Origin of the sequence: Mizugakiibacter sediminis (assembly GCF_000953855.2) — a bacterium.
Classification (GTDB): Bacteria; Pseudomonadota; Gammaproteobacteria; order Xanthomonadales; family Rhodanobacteraceae; genus Mizugakiibacter; species Mizugakiibacter sediminis.
Window position 1 is genome coordinate 1 of record NZ_DF970277.1, and the last position, 17,818, is coordinate 17,818.

Sequence of the window (17,818 nt, forward strand, 5' to 3'; positions counted from 1 at the left end):
TGCCGCCGGTGCCGAACGCGGCAGCGGCCGACGGGAGAGGGCAGATGAGCGGACCGACGGGCGCGGGCATGCCGCGCCAGGGCATCCTGCCGCTGGTGATCAAGGACAAGGGTGCGCTGTACAACGCCTACATGTCGTTCGTGAAGGGCGGCGGCCTGTTCGTGCCCACCGCCAAGCGCTACAACCTCGGCGACGAGGTGTTCCTGCTGATCACGCTGATGGACGACAAGGACCGGCTGGGCGTCAGCGGCAAGGTGGTATGGATCACCCCGCCCGGCGCGCAGGGCAACCGCACCGCCGGCATCGGCATCCAGTTCAACGAATCCGCCGACGGCGAGGCGGCGCGCACCAAGATCGAGTCGATCCTGGCCGGCATCATCGGCTCCGATCGCGGCACGCACACGATGTAGCTCCGGCGCCGGCCGCCGCCCGCACGCGCATGCCTCCGACGTCACGTTCCCTGCAGGTGCTGGTGCTCGGCGCCGGCGCCACCGGCGGCTGGTTCGGCGCGCGGCTGATCGAGGCCGGCGCCGACGTCGCCTTCCTGGTGCGGCCCGCGCGCGCCGCCGCGCTCGCCGCCGACGGCCTGCGCATCCACGGCACGTCGCGGCCGTTCGCCGCGCCGGTGCGCGCGTTGACCGCCGTGCCCGGCGACGCCCGCTACGATCTCGTGCTGCTGTCCTGCAAGGCCTACGACCTCGACGCGGCCATCGAGGCGATCCGCCCGGCGGTGGGCGCGGACACGCGCGTGCTGCCGCTGCTGAACGGCCTGCGCCATCTCGACGCGCTGGACGCGGCGTTCGGCGCGCCGCGCGTGCTGGGCGGCCTCTGCCATATCTCGGCGACGCTGGAGCCGGACGGCACGATCCGCCAGTTCGGCGCGCTGGAGCGCCTCACCTGGGGCGCGCGGCGCGCGGACGACCCCGCGCTGCCCGCGTTGCGCGCCACCCTGCGGCGCATGCCGGGCGACGTGCGCGAGCCCGCGGACATCCTCGGCGCGATGTGGGAGAAGTTCGCCTTCATCGCCGCCCTGGCCGGCGTCACCTGCCTGTTGCGCGCGCCGGTAGGCGTGATCGCGGCGAGCGGGGAGGGCGCGGTGCTGGCGCGGCGGCTGTACGCGGAATGCGCGGCGGTCGCCGCCCGCGAAGGACACCCGCTCGACGCGGCCGCATGCCTCGAGGCCGAACGCATCCTCACCGCGCCGGGCTCGCCGCTGAAGGCCTCGATGCTGCGCGACATCGAGCGCGGCGGCCGCACCGAGGGCGAGCACATCCTCGGCGACCTGCGCGATCGCGCGCGCCGCGCCGGGCTGGACACGCCGCTGCTGGCCGCGGCGCACGCGCACGTGGCGGCCTACGAGCGCCAGCGCGCGATCGCCTGATCGACACGATTGTTTGCGCGCACGCGCACGGAGGGGCACGCTTCCTGCACAACCCCGGGTGACCCGCAGTCGGACCGACTGCGCCGAACCGGAGCAGCCCCCCATGCGCAAGGACGACAGCGGCCCGAACTCGGGCGCCGTGGTCGTGGCCGAGCGCGCGCAGCGTCCCTATCTGACGGTGCGCGTCAAGTTCCTGATCGCCGTGGCGACGGCGCTGCTTTGGACCTCGGCCAGCGTGTGGCTGTCGCTGCCCTGGCTGCACGAACTGTCGGCGGTGCTGCCGGCGTGGCTGGCGGTGCTCCTGATCGCCTTCATCGCCTACCTGCCGGGTTTCATGAACAGCTTCCTGATGGCGACGATGGCGCTGGATCGGCGGCCGCCGCGGCGGCCGCTGTCGAGCTATCCCGGCGTCTCGGTGCTGGTGGCCTGCTACAACGAGGAGGCCAACATCGCAGACACGCTGTACAGCCTGGCGCGGCAGGACTATCCGGGGGACATGGAGGTGGTGGTGGTCGACGACGGTTCGCGCGACCGCAGCGCCGACATCGCCCGCGAGGCCTGTGCGCGGCACAGCGGGCCGAACCGCCGCTTCCGCCTGATCGAACACGGCCGCAACGGCGGCAAGTCGCGCGCGCTGAACCGCGCGCTGGCCGAGTCGACGGAGCCGCTGGTGGTCACCGTGGACGGCGATTCCTGGGCGCGCGCCGACGCGGTGCGCAAGCTGGTGGAACGCTTCCTCGGCGATCCCGAGGGCACGGTCGCGGTGGCGGGCGCGGTGCTGGCGCGCAACTCGCGCGTGAACTGGCTGACGCGCGCGCAGGAGTGGGACTACTTCCACGGCATCGCCGCGGTCAAGCGCATGCAGAGCATGTACCACGGCACGCTGGTGGCGCAGGGCGCGTTCTCGCTGTACACGCGCGAGGCGCTGCTCGAACTGGGCGGCTGGCCGCAGTGCGTCGGCGAAGACATCGTCCTGACCTGGGCGATGCTCGAGCGCGGCTGGCGCGTCGGCTACTGCGAGGACGCCTGCATGTTCACCAACGTGCCGGAAACGTTGCGCCAGTTCGCGCGCCAGCGCCAGCGCTGGTCGCGCGGCCTGGTCGAGGCGTTCCAGCGCCACGGCAGGCTGCTGCTGAGGCCGCGCATGACCACGTTGTTCATCTGGTGGAACCTGTGCTTCCTGCCGATGGACCTGGTCTACACCTTCGCCTTCCTGCCCGGCATCCTGCTCGGCCTGTGCGGCTACTACTACATCGCCGGGCCGATGACGCTGGCGGTGCTGCCGTTCGCGGTGCTGTGGAACGGCGCGCTGTTCCGCGTGCAGTCGAAAATGTTCAAGGCCCAGGGCCTGCGCGTCAGGCGCAACCGCCGCGGCCTGCTGCTGTACACGCTGGTGTACACCATGATCCTGCAACCGGTGTGCGTGTGGGGCTACGTCGCCGAGTTGCTGCACTTCAAGAAAACCTGGGGGACGAAGTGATGCGCCGTTTTCTGTGCGCGGCGCTGCTGCTGGGTCTGGGCGCGTCGGCGCACGCCGGCGAGGCGCTGGTGTTCGACGCCTTCGCGTCCTCCGACGCCGATCACGCCGAGGTGCTGAAGCTGGGTGCCGGCTGGCTGCCGGCGTGGCGCGACGCCGACCACTATGCCGGCATCGAGGCGCAGCACGCCCGCTTCGGCGGCCCGGGCTGGCACGACGACGCCTGGCGCCTGTACGGGCGCTTCGCCGGCGACGCCGGCGGCGCCTGGAAGTGGAATGCGAGGATCGGCAGCGATGGCGACAGCGCGCTCGGCAGCGCCTCGTTGTACAGCGACGCCGGCGGCGAACACCGCGAGGCGTTCGTCGAGCGCGACCTGGTCGAGACCCGATCGGGCGCCGAGCGCGGCCTGTACTACACCTACGCCGGCGTCACCCGCGATTTCGCCGTGGCGCCGCGCTTCACCCTGGTCGGCCTCGCCGCCGTGCAGGACTTCACCGGCAGCAACCTGCGCACCGTGCTGCGCGGGCGCGCCATCTGGGTGGCCTCGGAACGCTACGGCGTGTCGCTGCAGCTGCGCACGCGGTACTTCCACGACAGCACGCCGCGCGAGTTCGACTACTTCTCGCCGCGTTGGTTCGGCGAGGCGGTGCCGACCGTGAACGTACAGCGCTTCGTGCACGGCTGGCGCCTGCGCGCCGCGGCCGGCTACGGCCGCCAGTGGGTCGCCGGCGCCGGCGCCGATCCGGCCCGGCTGGCGGAGCTCGCGGCGGTCTCGCCCGAGGGCGCGCGCGGCTGGCGCCTGCGGCTGACCGCCGGCTACAGCAACACCCCGATCAACGCCACCTACACCTACGCCTACCGCTACCTCGACCTGGCCGCGGTCTGCAGCTTCTGAGCGGTGCCGGAAAACGCGAACGCCCGGCGGGGCCGGGCGTTCGCGTGCGGAAAAATTGGTCGGGGAGACAGGATTTGAACCTGCGACTTCTACGTCCCGAACGTAGCGCTCTACCAGGCTGAGCTACACCCCGACCGGGAGCCGCGCATGATAGCGACGGCCCCGCGCCTTGGCAACTTCCGCCGGCCGCGGGCGGCCCGCCCGCGGCGGCCCGGAGGGCCGCATCTGCTAGGCTATGCGGCTTCCCGCCGTTCCGTCACCCCCGAGGCATCCATGGCGCAGACGAAGGCCCGCACCATGCCCGGCGTGCTCGAGCTGCTTCCGCTCGACCAGGTCGCCTTCCAGAACATGCTGGACACGATCCGGCGCAACTTCGAGCGCTACGGCTTCCTGCCGGTGGAGACGCCGGCGATGGAATACGCCGACATCCTGCTGACCAAGGAAGGCGGCGAGACCGAGCGGCAGGTCTACTTCGTGCAGTCGACCGGCGACCTGGAGAAGGGCGGCCGGCCCGAGCTGGCGCTGCGCTTCGACCTCACCGTGCCGCTGGCGCGCTACGTCGCCGAGCACGAGCGCGAGCTGAGCTTTCCGTTCCGCCGCTACCAGATGCAGCGCGTCTACCGCGGCGAGCGCCAGCAGCGCGGCCGCTTCCGCGAGTTCTACCAGTGTGACATCGACGTGATCGGCAAGGACAGCCTGTCGATCCGCTACGACGCCGAGTTGCCGGCGGTGATCCACAGCGTGTTCCGCGAGCTGGCGATCGGCCCGTTCGTGATCCAGCTGAACAACCGCAAGCTGATGCGCGGCTGGTTCGAGGGCCTCGGCATCGACGACGCGGAGCGGCAGACGCTGGTGCTGCGCGAGGTCGACAAGCTGGACAAGCGCGGCGCCGACGCCGTGCGCGCCACGCTGACCGGGCCGGAGTTCGGCCTGTCCGCCGAGACGGCCGACAGGATCATGGCGTTCGTTTCGATCCGCTCCACTTCGCTGGCCGACGCGCACGCGAAGCTGGACGCGCTTGGCGCCGGCAGCGCGACCTTCGAGCAGGGCAGGGCGGAACTGAAGGAGGTGCTGGACCTGGTCAAGGCGTTCGGCGTGCCGCAGAGCCACTTCGCCCTGAACCTGTCGATCGCGCGCGGCCTCGACTACTACACCGGCACCGTCTACGAGACGCACCTGGTCGAGCATCCGCAGATCGGCTCGATCTGCTCCGGCGGCCGCTACGAGAACCTCGCCGGGCACTACACCAGGTCGCACCTGCCCGGCGTCGGCATCTCGATCGGCGCCACGCGTCTGTTCTGGCAACTGCGCGAGGCCGGCCTGCTCGGCGCCGCCGCCAGCACCGTGCAGGCGCTGGTCACGCTGATGGAGGACGTGCCGCTGCCGGCCTGCCTCGAGCTGGCGACGCAGTTGCGCGAAGCCGGCATCGCCACCGAGGCGGTGCTGGAGCCGGGCAAGCTGGCCAAGCAGTTCAAGTATGCCGACCGCGCCGGCATCCGCTTCGTGCTGGTGCTCGGCCCCGACGAGCTGACCAAGGGCGTGGTCACGATCAAGGACATGCGCCGGCAGGAGCAGTTCGAGGTGCCGCGCGCGGAACTGGCCAAGACGCTGCGCGTCGAGCTGGAGCAGGCGGCGGCGATGGGGTGAATGCAAAGGACCCACGCACCCCATGGCGTCATTCCCGCGCAGGCAGGAATCCATTGGGCGCGCGCGCTAGCGTGCAGCATCGATGCCCGCTTCCGCGGGCGCGCAATCGACACGAATGAAGGCGATGAGGCGGCACGGTGAAGACTGAAGACACGATCGTTCTGGACGGCAGCCACCTGACCCGCGGGCAGGTGGTCGCGATCGCCCGCCACGGCGCGCGCGTCGCCCTCGACGCGAAGCAGCTCGAGCGCGTGCAGCACGCCGCCGACTTCCTCGCCGAGCGCGTCGATTGCGGCGAGCCGATCTACGGCGTCACCACCGGCTTCGGCAGCAACGCCGACAAGCTGCTCGGCGCGCACCGCGCGCGCGACGAGCTGCCGGGCGGCAACCCGGAGGCCGTCGACGGCAGCCTGATGGAGGAGCTGCAGCGCAACCTGGTGATCACGCACGCGGTCTGCGTCGGCAAGCCTTTCGCCGCCGACGTGGTGCGCGCGATGCTGGCGATCCGCATCAATACGCTGATGCGCGGCCATTCCGGCATCCGCGCCTCGACCCTGCAGGCGCTGGCCGAGTTGCTCAACCGCGACGTGATCCCGGTGATCCCGGAGAAGGGCTCGGTGGGCGCCAGCGGCGACCTCGCACCGCTCTCTCATCTGGCGATCGTGCTGCTGGGCGGCGGCGAGGCGTTCCACCTGGGCGAGCGCATGTCCGGCGCCGAGGCGCTGAAGCGGGCGGGCCTCGCGCCCGTGCGTCTCTCGTTCAAGGAAGGTCTGGCGCTGAACAACGGCACCACGCAGATGCTGGCCTGCGCCGTGCTGGCGCTGGACCGGCTGCAGGCCCTGCTCGACACCGCCGACCTCGCCGCGGCGATGACGCTGGACGCCTTCGCCGGCCGCAGCGGCGCGCTGCGTCCCGAGGTGCACGCGCTGCGCCCGCATCCGGGCCAGGTGGAGACGGCGGCGCGCGTGCGCGGCCTGCTGGAAGGCTCCAACCTCGTCGACATCCCTTACCACCTGGTGCCGCGCTTCCGCACCTGGTCGGCGGATGCCTGGTCGACGCCGGAGGAGCAGGCGCAGCGCTTCGACATCGCCTGGGAGTGGGTGCCGGCGCACCAGCGCCACGGCCGCGAAGCGTTCTACCAGCGCTTCCTGCCGTTCAAGGGCGGCAAGAAGCACCAGCCGCAGGACGCCTACTGCCTGCGCTGCATGCCGCAGGTGCACGGCGCGGTGCGCGATGCCTGGGCGCAGGCCTGCCGCGTGATCGACGTCGAACTGAATGCGGTCACCGACAACCCGCTGGTGTTCCCCGACGCCGAGAACCCGCGCTACATCGAGGACCAGGTGATCTCCGCCGGCCACTTCCACGGCATGCCGCTGGCGCTGGCGATGAGCTACGTGAAGGCGGCGATCCCGGTGCTGGCGTCGATCTCCGAGCGCCGCCTCAACAAGCTGGTCGACCCCGCCACCAACGACGGCCTGCCGGCCTTCCTCACCGGCAACGAGGACGCCACCGATTCCGGCTTCATGATCGTGCAGTACACCGCGGCGGCGCTGGTCAACGATCTCGCCACGCGCGCGCACCCCGCCTCGGTGTACTCGATCCCGACCAGCGCCAACGCCGAGGACCACGTCTCGATGGGCGCCAACGAGGCGCGCCACGTGCTGGAAATGTGCGAGGACCTCGGCCACGTGCTGGCGCTCGAACTGTACACCGCCGCGCAGGCGCTGGAGTACCGCCAGGACATGCTCAACGCCGCGCGTCGCCTGGCCGAGCGCGGCGGCTGGACGGCGCTGGCGGCGAAGGTGGTCAACGCGCCCGATCCCGCGCATCCGCAGCGCGCGCGGTTCGAGCAGGAGGTGCGCGCGCTGCAGAAGGCGCTGGCCGAGGCCGGCGACTTCCACGCCGGCGCCGCCGTGCGCAAGGCCTTCGCGGTCATCCGCGAACACATCGATTTCATCTCTCGCGACCGCGCCATGGACGGCGACGTGCAGCGCATCTGCGCCCTGGTGGCCAGCGGCGCGCTGCTGGCCTGAGCCGCGGCCGCGCCGGCCCGTGTTCCTCACCCGCCGCCCGCCGCCCCTTGCGGTCGGGCAGGGGCGGCGCTATGATGCGCTTTAATGTGCTAACGCGTTAATACGATATGAAGCGCCGATCGCTGCAACCCGAGACCCCTGCCGATTCCGCCGAAGAGAGCCTGTGCCGCGCCCTGCTGGCGCTGCGCACGGTGGAGGAGATGCGGGCGTTCCTGCACGACCTGTGCACGCCGGCCGAACTGGAGGCGCTGGTCGACCGCTGGCGGGTGGTGCCCTACCTGCTGGAAGGCGTTTCCTACCGCGAGATCCACGAGCGCACCGCGGTCAGCATCACCACCATCGGCCGCGTCGCGCGCTTCCTCAACCAGGGCAGCGGCGGCTACCTGGCCGCCGCCGCGCGCAACATCGCGCCGCGCCGCACGGCGCGCGCCGCCGCCGGGCGCAGGAGCCGCGCATGAGCCCGCCGCGCGAACGCCTGCGCATCGCCCTGCAGAAGTCCGGGCGCCTGGCCGATGCCTCCCGCGACCTGCTGGCGCGCTGCGGACTGAAATTCCGCGAGAGCCGCGACAAGCTGTTCTGCTTCGGCGAAAGCCTGGCGGTGGACCTGCTGCTGGTGCGCGACGACGACATCCCGGGCCTGATCGCGGAGGGCGTGTGCGATCTCGGCATCGTCGGCCGCAACGTGCTGCGCGAGCAGGCGTTCGCCATCGCCGACGGCGTCGACGCGGCGCCGTACCGCGAACTGCGCGCGCTGGGCTTCGGCCGCTGCCGGCTGGCGCTGGCCCTGCCGCAAGGCCAGGGATATGCCGGCCCCGAGGGCCTGGCCGGGCTGCGCATCGCCACCAGCTATCCGAACCTGCTGGCCGACTGGTTGCGCCGCCAGCGCGTCGATGCGCGCGTGGTGGTGCTGTCGGGGTCGGTCGAGATCGCGCCGCGCCTCGGCAGCGCCGACCTGATCTGCGACCTGGTCGCCAGCGGCGCCACGTTGGCCGCCAACCAGCTCCGCGAAGCGGCCGCCCTGCTCGAGTGCGAGGCCGTGCTGGCCGGTCCGCGCGCCCTGCCGGCCGATGCCCGCGGCGACCTCACCGAACTGCTGCTGCGGCGCCTCGACGGCGTGCTGCAGGTGCGCGATTCGAAACTGGTGCTGCTGCACGCGCCGCGCGCGGCGCTGGCGGAGATCGAGCGCATCCTGCCGCAGGGACAGCAGCCGACGGTGATGCCGATCGAGGGCAGCGAGGACAAGGTGGCGCTGCAGGCGCTGTGCTACGGCAGCGTCACCTGGCAGCACCTCGAGGAGATGAAGCGCGCCGGCGCCAGCCAGATGTTGGTGATGCCGGTGGAGCGGATGCTGATATGAACGCATGCGCCCCGGCGATACTGGACTGGAACGCGCTGGACGCCGCCGCGCGCGCCGCTGCGCTGGCGCGGCCCGCGTCAGCGCACGACGAGGCGCTGCGGCGCGCGGTGGCGCGCATCCTCGCGCAGGTGCGCGCCGACGGCGACCACGCGCTGCACCTGCTGACGCGCCGCTACGACGGCTGCGAACTCGATGCGCTGGAGGTGGGCGACGACGAATGGGCCGCCGCCGAGGCGGCGCTGCCGGCCGCGCTGAAGGCGGCGATCGGCGAGGCCCATGAGCGCATCGCCCTGTTCCATCGCGCGACCGCGCCGGGGCCGGTGCGCGTCGAGACCGCGCCCGGCGTGGTCTGCGAGCGCGTGCCGCGGCCGATCGCGCGCGTCGGCCTGTACGTGCCCGCCGGCAGCGCGCCGCTGCCGTCCACCGCGCTGATGCTGGGGGTGCCGGCACAGATCGCCGGCTGCACCGGGATCGTGCTCTGCACGCCACCGCGCGCGCGCGACGGACGCTGCGACGAGGCCGTGCTGTACGCCGCGCGGCTGTGCGGCATCCGCCGCGTGTTCAAGCTGGGCGGCGCGCAGGCGATCGCGGCGATGGCCTACGGCACCGCCAGCGTGCCGCGCTGCGACAAGCTGTTCGGCCCGGGCAACGCCTGGGTGACGCAGGCCAAGCTGCAGGTGGCGGCGGAGCCGCAGGGCGCGGCGATCGACATGCCGGCGGGGCCTTCCGAGGTGCTGGCGATCGCCGACGACGCGGCCGACGCGCGGTTCGTCGCCGCCGACCTGCTGGCGCAGGCCGAGCACGGGCCGGATTCGCAGGCGCTGCTGCTGTCGCCGCAGCCGGCGCTGCTCGAAGCCGTCGCCGGCGAACTGGAGCGCCGGTGCGCGGCGCTGCCGCGCGCGGCGATCGCGCGCGCCGCGCTGGCGAACGCGCGACTGATCCGCACCGCCTCGCTGGCGCAGGCGGCCGAGATCAGCAACGCCTACGCGCCTGAGCACCTGATCCTCAACGTGCGCGAGCCGCGCGCCCTGCTGGAGCGCATCGACGCCGCCGGATCGGTGTTTCTCGGCGCGTGGTCGCCGGAATCGATCGGCGACTATTGCAGCGGCACCAACCACGTGCTGCCGACCTGGGGCCATGCGCGAGCATGGAGCGGGCTGTCGGTGGCGAGCTTCCAGAAGCAGATCACCGTGCAGGAACTGAGCGCGGACGGCCTGCGCGCGATCGGCCCGTGCGCGGCGACGCTGGCGCGCGCCGAAGCGCTGGAAGGGCACGCCGCCGCGGTGACGCTGCGGCTGGCGGCGCTGGAGGCGGCGGCATGAGCGTGCTCGAGCTGGCGCGGCCGGAGATCCGCGCGCTGCAGCCGTACTCCTCCGCGCGCATGGAGGCGAGCGGCGGCCAGGTGCTGTTGAACGCCAACGAGTCGCCGTGGCCGCCGCCCGGCGACGGCGGCCGCGGGCTGAACCGCTATCCGGGTCCGCAGCCCGCCGCGCTGGTGGCGCGCCTCGCCGCGCTGTACGGCGTGGCCGCCGGGCAGGTGCTGGCCGCACGCGGCAGCGACGAGGCGATCGACCTGCTGGTGCGCGCGTTCTGCCGCGCCGGCGCCGATGCCGTCGTCGTCTGTCCGCCGACCTTCGGCATGTACGCGGTGAGCGCGCGCGTGCAGGGCGCGGAGGTGATCGAGGCGCCGCTCGCGGACGGCTTCGCGCTGGACGCGGACGCGCTGCTGGCGGCGGCGACGCCGGCGGTCAAGCTGGTGTTCGTCTGCACGCCGAACAACCCGACCGGCGGCGTCGTGCCGCCGGCGACGCTCGAACGCCTCGCTGCAGCGCTGCGGGGGCGCGCCCTGCTGGTGGTGGACGAGGCCTACGTCGAGTTCGCCGGGACGCCCAGCGCCGCGGCCCTGCTGCCGCGCTTCGACAACCTCGTCGTGCTGCGCACGCTGTCGAAGGCATGGGCGCTGGCCGGCGCGCGCATCGGCGCGCTGCTGGCGGCGCCGGAGATCGTCGCCCTGCTGCGGCGGATCATGCCGCCGTACCCGCTGCCGACGCCGTGCGTCGACGCCGCGCTGGCGGCGCTGGACGCGCGCGGCGTCGCGCTGATGCACGAGCGCGCGGCGCTGCTGCGCGCCGAGCGCGCGCGGCTGGCGGTGCGCCTCGCGGCGCTGCCGGGCGTGCTGGCGGTGCTGCCGTCGCAGGCCAACTTCCTCGCCGTGCGCTTCGCCGATGCGGCCGCCACGTGGCGCGCGTTGCTCGACGCCGGCATCGTCGTGCGCGACGTCGGCCGCCAGCGCGGCCTCGCCGGTTGTCTGCGCATCGGCGTCGGCGCGCCGGCCGAGAACGAGCGTCTGCTCGCCGCGCTGGCGGCGCGCGCGGAGGCGGCGTGATGCGCAAGCTGCTGTTCCTCGACCGCGACGGCTGCCTGATCGAGGAGCCGGCCGACGAGCAGGTCGACAGCTACGCCAAGTTCGCGCTGCTGCCCGGCGTGATTCCGGCGCTGCGTCGCTGCGTCGCCGCCGGCTACGAGCTGGTGATGGTCAGCAACCAGGACGGCCTCGGCACGCCGGCCTTTCCCGAGGAGGCGTTCGCTGGGCCGCAGCGCCTGCTGCTGCGGATCCTCGCCTCGCAGGGCGTCGTCTTCCGCGAGATCCTGATCGACCGCAGCCTGCCGCAGGAGGGCCGCGACACGCGCAAGCCGGGCACCGGCATGCTGCGCCACTGGCTGGCCGACGACGGCTGGAGCCGCGCGGCTTCGGCGGTGGTCGGCGACCGCGAGACCGACATGCAGCTCGCCGCCAACCTCGGCGTGCGCGGCCTGCGCATCGGCGCGCAGGGCCTCGACTGGCCGGCGATCGCGCACCTGCTGTGCGACGCGCCGCGCATCGCCGAGGTCGAGCGCAGCACGCGCGAGACGCGCGTCCGCGTGCGCGTCGATCTCGACGACGCGGCGGAGCCGCGCGTCGCCACCGGCATCGGCTATTTCGATCACATGCTGGCGCAGCTCGGCAAGCACGCGGATTTCGCGCTGGAACTGCACTGCGCCGGCGACCTGCACGTCGACGAGCACCACACCGTCGAGGACTGCGCGCTGGCGCTGGGCGAGGCGCTGCGGCGCGCGCTCGGCGACAAGCGCGGCATCGGCCGCTACGGTTTCTCGCCCGAGGATCTTCCCGTGCGGGAGACGCGACCCGCGCAGTCCGGCTGCACGCTGCCGATGGACGAGGCGCTGGCCAGCGCCGCGATCGACCTGTGCGGACGGTCGTGTTTCGCCTTCGCCGGCGCGTTCCCGCGCGAGCGCGTCGGCGAGCTGCCCACCGAGCTGGTGCCGCACTTCTTCCGCTCGTTGTGCGACGCGCTGGGCGCCAACCTGCACCTCGCCGTGCGCGGCGACAACGCGCACCACATGGTCGAGGCCTGTTTCAAGGCGGTCGCGCGCGCGCTGCGGCCGGCGCTGCGCCGCGACGGCGACGCGCTGCCCAGCACCAAGGGGACGCTGTGATGCGAGCGCGGCCGAATGTCGACGTGGTGCTGGTCGATGCCGGCGGCAGCAACCTCGGCTCGGTGCGCTGCGCGCTGCGGCGGCTCGGCGTCGAGGCCGAGGTGAGCGCCGACGCCGGCCGCATCCGCGCCGCCACGCACGTGATCCTGCCCGGCGTCGGCGCCGCCGCGCCCGGCATGGCGCGCCTGCGCGAGAGCGGCCTCGACCGCCTGATCCCGACGCTGACCCAGCCGGTGCTGGGCGTGTGCCTCGGCATGCAATTGCTGTTCGAGGCCTCGGAGGAGGGCGACACCGCCTGCCTCGGCGTGATCCCGGCGCGTGTGCGTCGTTTCGACGGCGCCGCGCCGCGCGTGCCGCAGATGGGATGGAACCGCCTGCGCATCGAGCGCGACGATCCGCTGCTGGCGGAACTGGCGCAGCCGGCCTACGCCTATTTCGTGCACAGCTACGCCGCGCCGGTCGGGCCGTGGACGCTGGCCAGCGCCGATTACGGCGGCGCCTTCAGCGCGATGGTGCGCCGGCGCAACTTCGTCGGCATGCAGTTCCATCCGGAACGCTCGGCGGCGCCGGGTGCGCGGCTGCTGGCGAACTTTCTGCGGGAGCCGGCCGCGGTCCGCGCCGGCGCGACGGGAACCTGAGCATGGCCACGACCTTCACCGCCATTCCCGCCATCGACCTGCGCGGCGGCCGCGTCGTGCGCCTGCAGCAGGGCGACTACGCGCGGCAGACCGGTTACGCCGTCGAACCCGTGACGCTGGCGCAGCGTTACGCCGACGCCGGCGCCGCGTGGCTGCACGTGGTCGATCTCGACGGTGCCCGCGACGGCGCCTTCGCCAACCTGCGCGCGATCGAGGCGATCGCCCGCATCGGCCTGCGCGTGCAGGCCGGCGGCGGCGTGCGCGGCGAGGACGACGTGCGCCGCCTGTTCGATGCCGGCGTCGCGCGCGTGGTGATCGGCAGCCTCGCCGTGCGCGAGCCCGCGCGCGTGATCGGCTGGCTCGTCGCGTTCGGCGCCGAGCGCGTGGTGCCGGCGCTGGATGCGCGCTGGCGCGGGGGCGCCTGGCGCCTGCCCAGCGCCGGCTGGACCGAGCAGGAGACGGCGACGCTGGATCAGCTCGCGCCGCGCTACGCCGCCGCCGGCGCGCGCCATCTGCTGTGCACCGACATCGACCGCGACGGCACCCTGGCCGGCCCCAATCTCGATCTCTATGCCGACCTCGCCGTGCTGGCGCCGAAGCTGGCCGTGCAGGCCTCCGGCGGCGTGCGCGATGTCGGCGACGTGCGCGCGCTGCGCGCCGCCGGCGTCGCCGGCGCCGTGCTGGGCCGCAGCCTGCTGGAGGGCCGGCTGATGCTGGCGGAGGCGCTGGCATGCTGACGCGTCGCATCATCCCGTGCCTCGACGTGGCGGACGGCAAGGTGGTCAAGGGCGTGCGCTTCCGCGACCACGCCGTGGTCGGCGACATCGTCGAACTGGCGGCGCGCTACCGCGACGCGGGCGCCGACGAGCTGGTGTTCTACGACATCGCCGCCAGCCCGCAGGGGCGGCGCGTCGAGCGCGCCTGGGTCGAACGCGTGGCGCGCGTGCTCGACATCCCGTTCTGCGTCGCCGGCGGCATCCGCAGCGTCGAGGACGCGCGCGAGGTGCTGCACGCCGGCGCCGACAAGGTGTCGGTGAACTCGCCGGCGCTGGAACGGCCCGGATTGATCGAGGAACTGGCCGGCGCCTTCGGCGCGCAGTGCGTGGTGATCGGCATCGACAGCCTGCGCGACGCCGACGGCGTCTGGCGCGTGCGCCAGTACGCCGGCGATCCGGCCCGCACGCGCGCGCTGCCGCGGCGCACGCTGGACTGGGTTGACGAGGCGCAGCGCCGCGGCGCCGGCGAGATCGTGCTGAACTGCATGGGCAGCGACGGCACGCGCGACGGCTACGATCTCGCGCAACTGCGCGCGGTGCGCGCGCGCTGCCGCGTGCCGCTGGTCGCCTCCGGCGGCGCCGGCGCGCCGGCGCATTTCCTCGCCGCGTTCCGCGAGGCCGACGTCGATGCCGCGCTGGCGGCCGGCGTGTTCCACGGCGGCGCGATCGCGATCGCGGAACTCAAGGCGTACCTGCGCGGGCAGGGCATCGAGGTGCGGCCATGAACGGCATCGATCCGGCGGCGCTGGACTGGGCGAAGGGCGGCGGCCTGCTGCCGGCGATCGTGCAGCATGGGCTGGACGGCCGCGTGCTGATGCAGGGCTGGATGAACCGCGAGGCGCTCGAGCGCACGCTGATGGAGCGGCGCGTGACCTTCTACAGCCGCAGCAAGGGCCGACTGTGGACCAAGGGCGAGCGCTCCGGCCACTCCCTCGCGCTGCAGTCGGCGCATGCGGATTGCGACGCCGACGCGATCCTGCTGCTGGCCGAGCCGGCCGGACCGGTCTGTCACCGCGGCACCGACACCTGTTTCGACGAGGCGGCGGCGCCGGCGTTGAGCTTCCTCGGCCGGCTCGACGCGCTGATCGCCGAGCGCGCGCGCACGCGCCCGGCGGGCAGCTACACCAGCGCGCTGTTCGAGGCCGGGGTGCGCCGCATCGCGCAGAAGGTGGGCGAGGAGGGCGTCGAGGCCGCGCTGGCCGGCGCATCGCAGGACGACGAGGCGCTGCTCGACGAAGCGGCCGACCTGCTGTTCCACCTCGCCGTGCTGCTGCGCGCCCGCGGGCGCGGACTGGCGGAGGTGGCGGCACGCCTGCAGGCGCGTCACGACGCGCGCTGAGCGCCGCGCGCTTGGCAGCCGCGGTCGCGCGCGGCATGCTGCGCACGGTTTCCCGATGGATTCCGCATGCCCGCCTGGCGCACCCTGGACGGCCGGCCGCCGCGCGTGATCGCGCACCGCGGCGCCAGCGGCTACCTGCCCGAGCACACCCTGCCCGGTTACGCGCTGGCGGCGCAACAGGGCGCCGACGTGCTCGAACCGGACCTGCTGCCGAGCCGCGACGGCGTGCTGTATGCGCGCCACGACTACGGCCTGGCGCGCAGCACCGACGTGGCGTCGCGGCCCGCGTTCGCCTCGCGCGCCCGCGAACGCGACGGCACGCGCGATTGGTGGATCACCGATTTCGATGCCGCCGAGCTGGACACGCTGCGCGCGATCCAGCCGTTCGCGCAGCGCGACCACGCGCACGACGGCCGGCACGCGCTGCCGCGTTTCGCCGCCGTGCTCGAGCTCGCCGCGCGCCTCGGTGCCGAGCAGGGTCGCGTGCTGCCGGTGTATCCCGAGCTGAAGCATCCGCAGCGCTGCCGCGCGCGCGGCCTCGATCCGGTGGCGCTGCTGGCGGCGGAGTTGCAGACGCGCGGCCTGGCCGGTCCGCAGGCGCCGGTCTGGCTGCAGTGCTTCGACCACGGCGTGCTGCGCGAGGCGGGAGAGCGCCTCGGCAATCCGTGCTACGCGCTGGTCGAGACGCTGCCGGCGCAAGCCGACGCGCGCGGCGCAAGGTTGCGCGCCTTGGCGACCTGGGCGCGCGGCATCGCGCCGGACAAGCGCCTGCTGTGGGATGCCCGCGGGCGCGATCGCGGTCTGGTCGACGCGGCGCACGCGGTCGGCCTCGAAGTGCACGCCTGGACCTTCCGCGACGACCTCGGCTACGCGCCGTTCGCCGACGTGCGCGCCGAGTTGCGCGCGGCGTTCGCGCTGGGCGTGGACGCGCTGTTCTGCGATTTTCCCGACACCGCCGTGGCCGCGCGGGCCGCGCATGCGTGGCGCTGAGGGTGCCGGCCTTCAGCGCGCGACCACGATCTGCTGGGTATCGAACGGCAGCGGCACGCCCGGCTTGAAGGTGCGGCGCCAGGCGGCGAGCCGATCGGCGATGCCCTTGCCGACGTCGATCTGCGGTTCGGACGGCGTCAACTGGTCGCGGCGTTCCCAGCGGGCGACGTCGTCGCGGGCGTAGCCGAAGGCCTGCACGAAGTCGGCGGTGCGGTTCAGCGCATCGGCCAGCAGGGCGCGGCCGAAGTAGGTGATCTCGGAATCGCTGTCGCAGCCGAACGAGCTGCGGTCGCTGCGCGCGGCGGTGATCACCAGCGTGCCGTCGCCGCGCAGCGGCGGAATGAAGCCGCCCGAGTAGCAGGCGTTGACCACCACGACCTTCCACTTGAACGGGCGTTGCTTGAGGATGTCGCCGAGATCCTCGGCGCCGATCTGATCGAGCGGCAGCGGGTCGAGGTCGACCATCAGCGTGTGGTCCTCGCTGCCGTGCGAGGTGAAGTACAGCAGCAGCACGTCCTGCTGCGGGTCCATCACCTTGGCGAGGCCGTCCAGCGCGGCTTCCAGGTTGCTCCAGGTGGCCAGCGGACGGCGGTCGACCGTGGCCGGATGGTTCTCCAGCAGCAGGGTGCGGCCGGCGACGGCGAAGCGCTGGCCCAGCATGCGCTCGGCGTACTCGGCCTCGTTGCGGAACACGTCCTCGCCGCCGTCGCCGGCGAAGATCAGCGTGTACAGGTTGACCTGGCCCGGCGTGCGCGGCTTCAGTTTCGCCAGCGCGTCCTGCACGAGATCGGCCTGCTCGTACAGCGCCTGTTCGGGGGTGAGGTCGGTGTCGGCCCAGGCTGCGCCGCCGGTGTCCGGGTCGGCCGGCGCCGTCGCGGCGGCGCCGTCGCCGGACGCGACCGGCGCGGCGCGTTCGCCGGCCAGCGAAAGCGCCAGCGCGGCGCCGGTGAGGAACGCGAACAGGGCGGTGAGCAGGGTGCGCATGGTTCGGGATGCTCTGATCCATTCTACGCAGGCGTCGCCGGCGCTGTCTGCACGCGGATCACGGGCGCGCCGGCGGAGAGAACATCCCTAGACGGCGATGGCGTCGAAGTCGGCGACGCAGGGATGGCGCGCGTCGGCGGGGCAGGCCAGCGGCGGGCGCTGCACCCAGGTGGTGCGGAAGCCGGCGGCACGGGCCGCGTCCAGCTCTTCAAGCACGTCGGACAGGAACAGCAGGTGCGCGGGCGATTCGCCGATGGCCTCGGCGATGCGCTCGTAGGACGCGCGCTCGCGCTTGCCGCCGGTCTCGGTGTCGAAATAGCCGGCGAACAGCGGCGTCAGGTCGCCGGCGTCGCTGTAGCGGAAGAACAGCCGCTGCGCCTGCACCGAGCCGGAGGAGTAGACGTAGAGGCGGATGCCCTGCGCGCGCCAGGCGCGCAGCCTCGCCGCGACCTCGGGGTAGACGTGGGCGCGGTAGTCGCCGTCGACGTAGCCGGCCTCCCAGATCATGCCCTGCAGCGCCTTCAGCGGCGTCGCCTTGCGGTCGGCGTCGATCCAGCCGATCAGCAGGTCGATCACCTCGGTGCGGCTGGCCGCGATCAGCCCGCCTTCCTTCGCCGCCTCGTGCAGCCAGTGCTGCACCTCGGGGCGGTCGGCGTGGGTCTCGACGAAGGCGGGCAGGCGCTTGCGCGCGTACGGGAACAGCACGTCCTTGACGAAGCTGATCGAGCTGGTCGTGCCCTCGATGTCGGTGACGATGGCGCGGGTTTCGGTCATGGGCGGGAGAGGGGAAACGGGAGACGGG

The 17,818-nt window shown here is 73.2% G+C and carries 18 protein-coding genes and 1 tRNA gene; 16 read left to right on the forward strand and 3 right to left on the reverse strand.

Features of this window, described 5'->3' with window-relative positions:
* Positions 1-68: 68 nt before the first annotated feature.
* The 4 genes from MBSD_RS14515 to MBSD_RS14530 all read left to right on the forward strand — a co-directional run bounded on the left by MBSD_RS14515 (position 69) and on the right by MBSD_RS14530 (position 3,754).
* The gene (locus tag MBSD_RS14515) at positions 69-410 is read left to right on the forward strand and encodes a PilZ domain-containing protein (protein WP_425478123.1); all 342 of its coding nucleotides are present in this window, start codon (positions 69-71) and stop codon (positions 408-410) included.
* Between the two features lie 50 nt (positions 411-460).
* Positions 461-1,381 carry a ketopantoate reductase family protein gene (locus MBSD_RS14520; RefSeq protein ID WP_062538040.1) on the forward strand — a complete coding sequence of 307 codons (921 nt, stop codon included), beginning with the start codon at positions 461-463 and terminating at the stop codon, positions 1,379-1,381.
* 103 nt (positions 1,382-1,484) lie between these two features.
* A complete protein-coding gene (locus tag MBSD_RS14525; RefSeq protein ID WP_082306696.1) occupies positions 1,485-2,861 on the forward strand; it encodes a glycosyltransferase family 2 protein in 1,377 nt (458 codons plus the stop codon).
* Positions 2,861-3,754, forward strand: coding sequence for a hypothetical protein (locus tag MBSD_RS14530; protein WP_062538006.1), 894 nt, complete (start codon positions 2,861-2,863; stop codon positions 3,752-3,754). Before MBSD_RS14525 ends, MBSD_RS14530 begins: the two co-directional genes overlap by 1 nt.
* 56 nt (positions 3,755-3,810) lie before the next feature.
* On the opposite strand, the gene MBSD_RS14535 is transcribed toward MBSD_RS14530, so the two are convergent.
* Positions 3,811-3,887, reverse strand: a tRNA-Pro gene (locus MBSD_RS14535).
* 140 nt (positions 3,888-4,027) lie between these two features.
* Here MBSD_RS14535 and hisS point away from each other — a divergent pair.
* The 12 genes from hisS (at position 4,028) to MBSD_RS14595 (ending at position 16,032) form a co-directional block, all read left to right on the forward strand.
* On the forward strand, positions 4,028-5,401 hold the full coding sequence (hisS, locus tag MBSD_RS14540) for a histidine--tRNA ligase (RefSeq protein WP_062538007.1): 1,374 nt from the start codon (positions 4,028-4,030) through the stop codon (positions 5,399-5,401).
* A gap of 137 nt (positions 5,402-5,538) precedes the next feature.
* On the forward strand, positions 5,539-7,434 hold the full coding sequence (locus tag MBSD_RS14545; RefSeq protein ID WP_062538008.1) for an HAL/PAL/TAL family ammonia-lyase: 1,896 nt from the start codon (positions 5,539-5,541) through the stop codon (positions 7,432-7,434).
* A gap of 107 nt (positions 7,435-7,541) precedes the next feature.
* Positions 7,542-7,892, forward strand: coding sequence for a YerC/YecD family TrpR-related protein (locus MBSD_RS14550; RefSeq protein ID WP_062538009.1), 351 nt, complete (start codon positions 7,542-7,544; stop codon positions 7,890-7,892).
* Positions 7,889-8,791 carry an ATP phosphoribosyltransferase gene (hisG, locus tag MBSD_RS14555; protein WP_062538010.1) on the forward strand — a complete coding sequence of 301 codons (903 nt, stop codon included), beginning with the start codon at positions 7,889-7,891 and terminating at the stop codon, positions 8,789-8,791. The genes MBSD_RS14550 and hisG overlap by 4 nt, the downstream gene beginning before the upstream one ends.
* A complete protein-coding gene (gene hisD / locus MBSD_RS14560) occupies positions 8,788-10,113 on the forward strand; it encodes a histidinol dehydrogenase (RefSeq protein WP_062538011.1) in 1,326 nt (441 codons plus the stop codon). The genes hisG and hisD overlap by 4 nt, the downstream gene beginning before the upstream one ends.
* Positions 10,110-11,177, forward strand: coding sequence for a histidinol-phosphate transaminase (hisC, locus tag MBSD_RS14565; protein ID WP_062538012.1), 1,068 nt, complete (start codon positions 10,110-10,112; stop codon positions 11,175-11,177). The genes hisD and hisC overlap by 4 nt, the downstream gene beginning before the upstream one ends.
* On the forward strand, positions 11,177-12,289 hold the full coding sequence (hisB, locus tag MBSD_RS14570) for a bifunctional histidinol-phosphatase/imidazoleglycerol-phosphate dehydratase HisB (RefSeq protein ID WP_062538042.1): 1,113 nt from the start codon (positions 11,177-11,179) through the stop codon (positions 12,287-12,289). The genes hisC and hisB overlap by 1 nt, the downstream gene beginning before the upstream one ends.
* A complete protein-coding gene (gene hisH / locus MBSD_RS14575) occupies positions 12,289-12,927 on the forward strand; it encodes an imidazole glycerol phosphate synthase subunit HisH (protein WP_062538013.1) in 639 nt (212 codons plus the stop codon). Before hisB ends, hisH begins: the two co-directional genes overlap by 1 nt.
* A 2-nt stretch (positions 12,928-12,929) precedes the next feature.
* Positions 12,930-13,664, forward strand: a complete 735-nt coding sequence (locus MBSD_RS14580; protein ID WP_062538014.1) for a 1-(5-phosphoribosyl)-5-[(5-phosphoribosylamino)methylideneamino]imidazole-4-carboxamide isomerase — start codon at positions 12,930-12,932, stop codon at positions 13,662-13,664.
* Positions 13,658-14,428 carry an imidazole glycerol phosphate synthase subunit HisF gene (hisF, locus tag MBSD_RS14585; RefSeq protein WP_062538015.1) on the forward strand — a complete coding sequence of 257 codons (771 nt, stop codon included), beginning with the start codon at positions 13,658-13,660 and terminating at the stop codon, positions 14,426-14,428. The genes MBSD_RS14580 and hisF overlap by 7 nt, the downstream gene beginning before the upstream one ends.
* Entirely contained in the window at positions 14,425-15,042 is a 618-nt protein-coding gene (hisIE, locus tag MBSD_RS14590; RefSeq protein ID WP_062538016.1) for a bifunctional phosphoribosyl-AMP cyclohydrolase/phosphoribosyl-ATP diphosphatase HisIE, read from the forward strand. The genes hisF and hisIE overlap by 4 nt, the downstream gene beginning before the upstream one ends.
* Positions 15,043-15,108: 66 nt before the next feature.
* Positions 15,109-16,032 (forward strand): glycerophosphodiester phosphodiesterase family protein, encoded by a 924-nt coding sequence (locus tag MBSD_RS14595; protein ID WP_062538017.1) that lies wholly within the window; start codon positions 15,109-15,111, stop codon positions 16,030-16,032.
* A 12-nt stretch (positions 16,033-16,044) separates the two neighbouring features.
* Here the strand turns inward: MBSD_RS14595 and MBSD_RS14600 are convergent, their stop codons facing one another.
* Together MBSD_RS14600 and mtnC are read right to left on the reverse strand one after the other, a co-directional pair.
* Positions 16,045-17,016: a C13 family peptidase gene (locus MBSD_RS14600; protein ID WP_062538018.1), complete on the reverse strand. Its 972-nt coding sequence runs from the start codon at positions 17,014-17,016 to the stop codon at positions 16,045-16,047.
* 87 nt (positions 17,017-17,103) lie between these two features.
* A complete protein-coding gene (gene mtnC, locus MBSD_RS14605) occupies positions 17,104-17,790 on the reverse strand; it encodes an acireductone synthase (RefSeq protein WP_062538019.1) in 687 nt (228 codons plus the stop codon).
* Between the last annotated feature and the right edge of the window lie 28 nt (positions 17,791-17,818).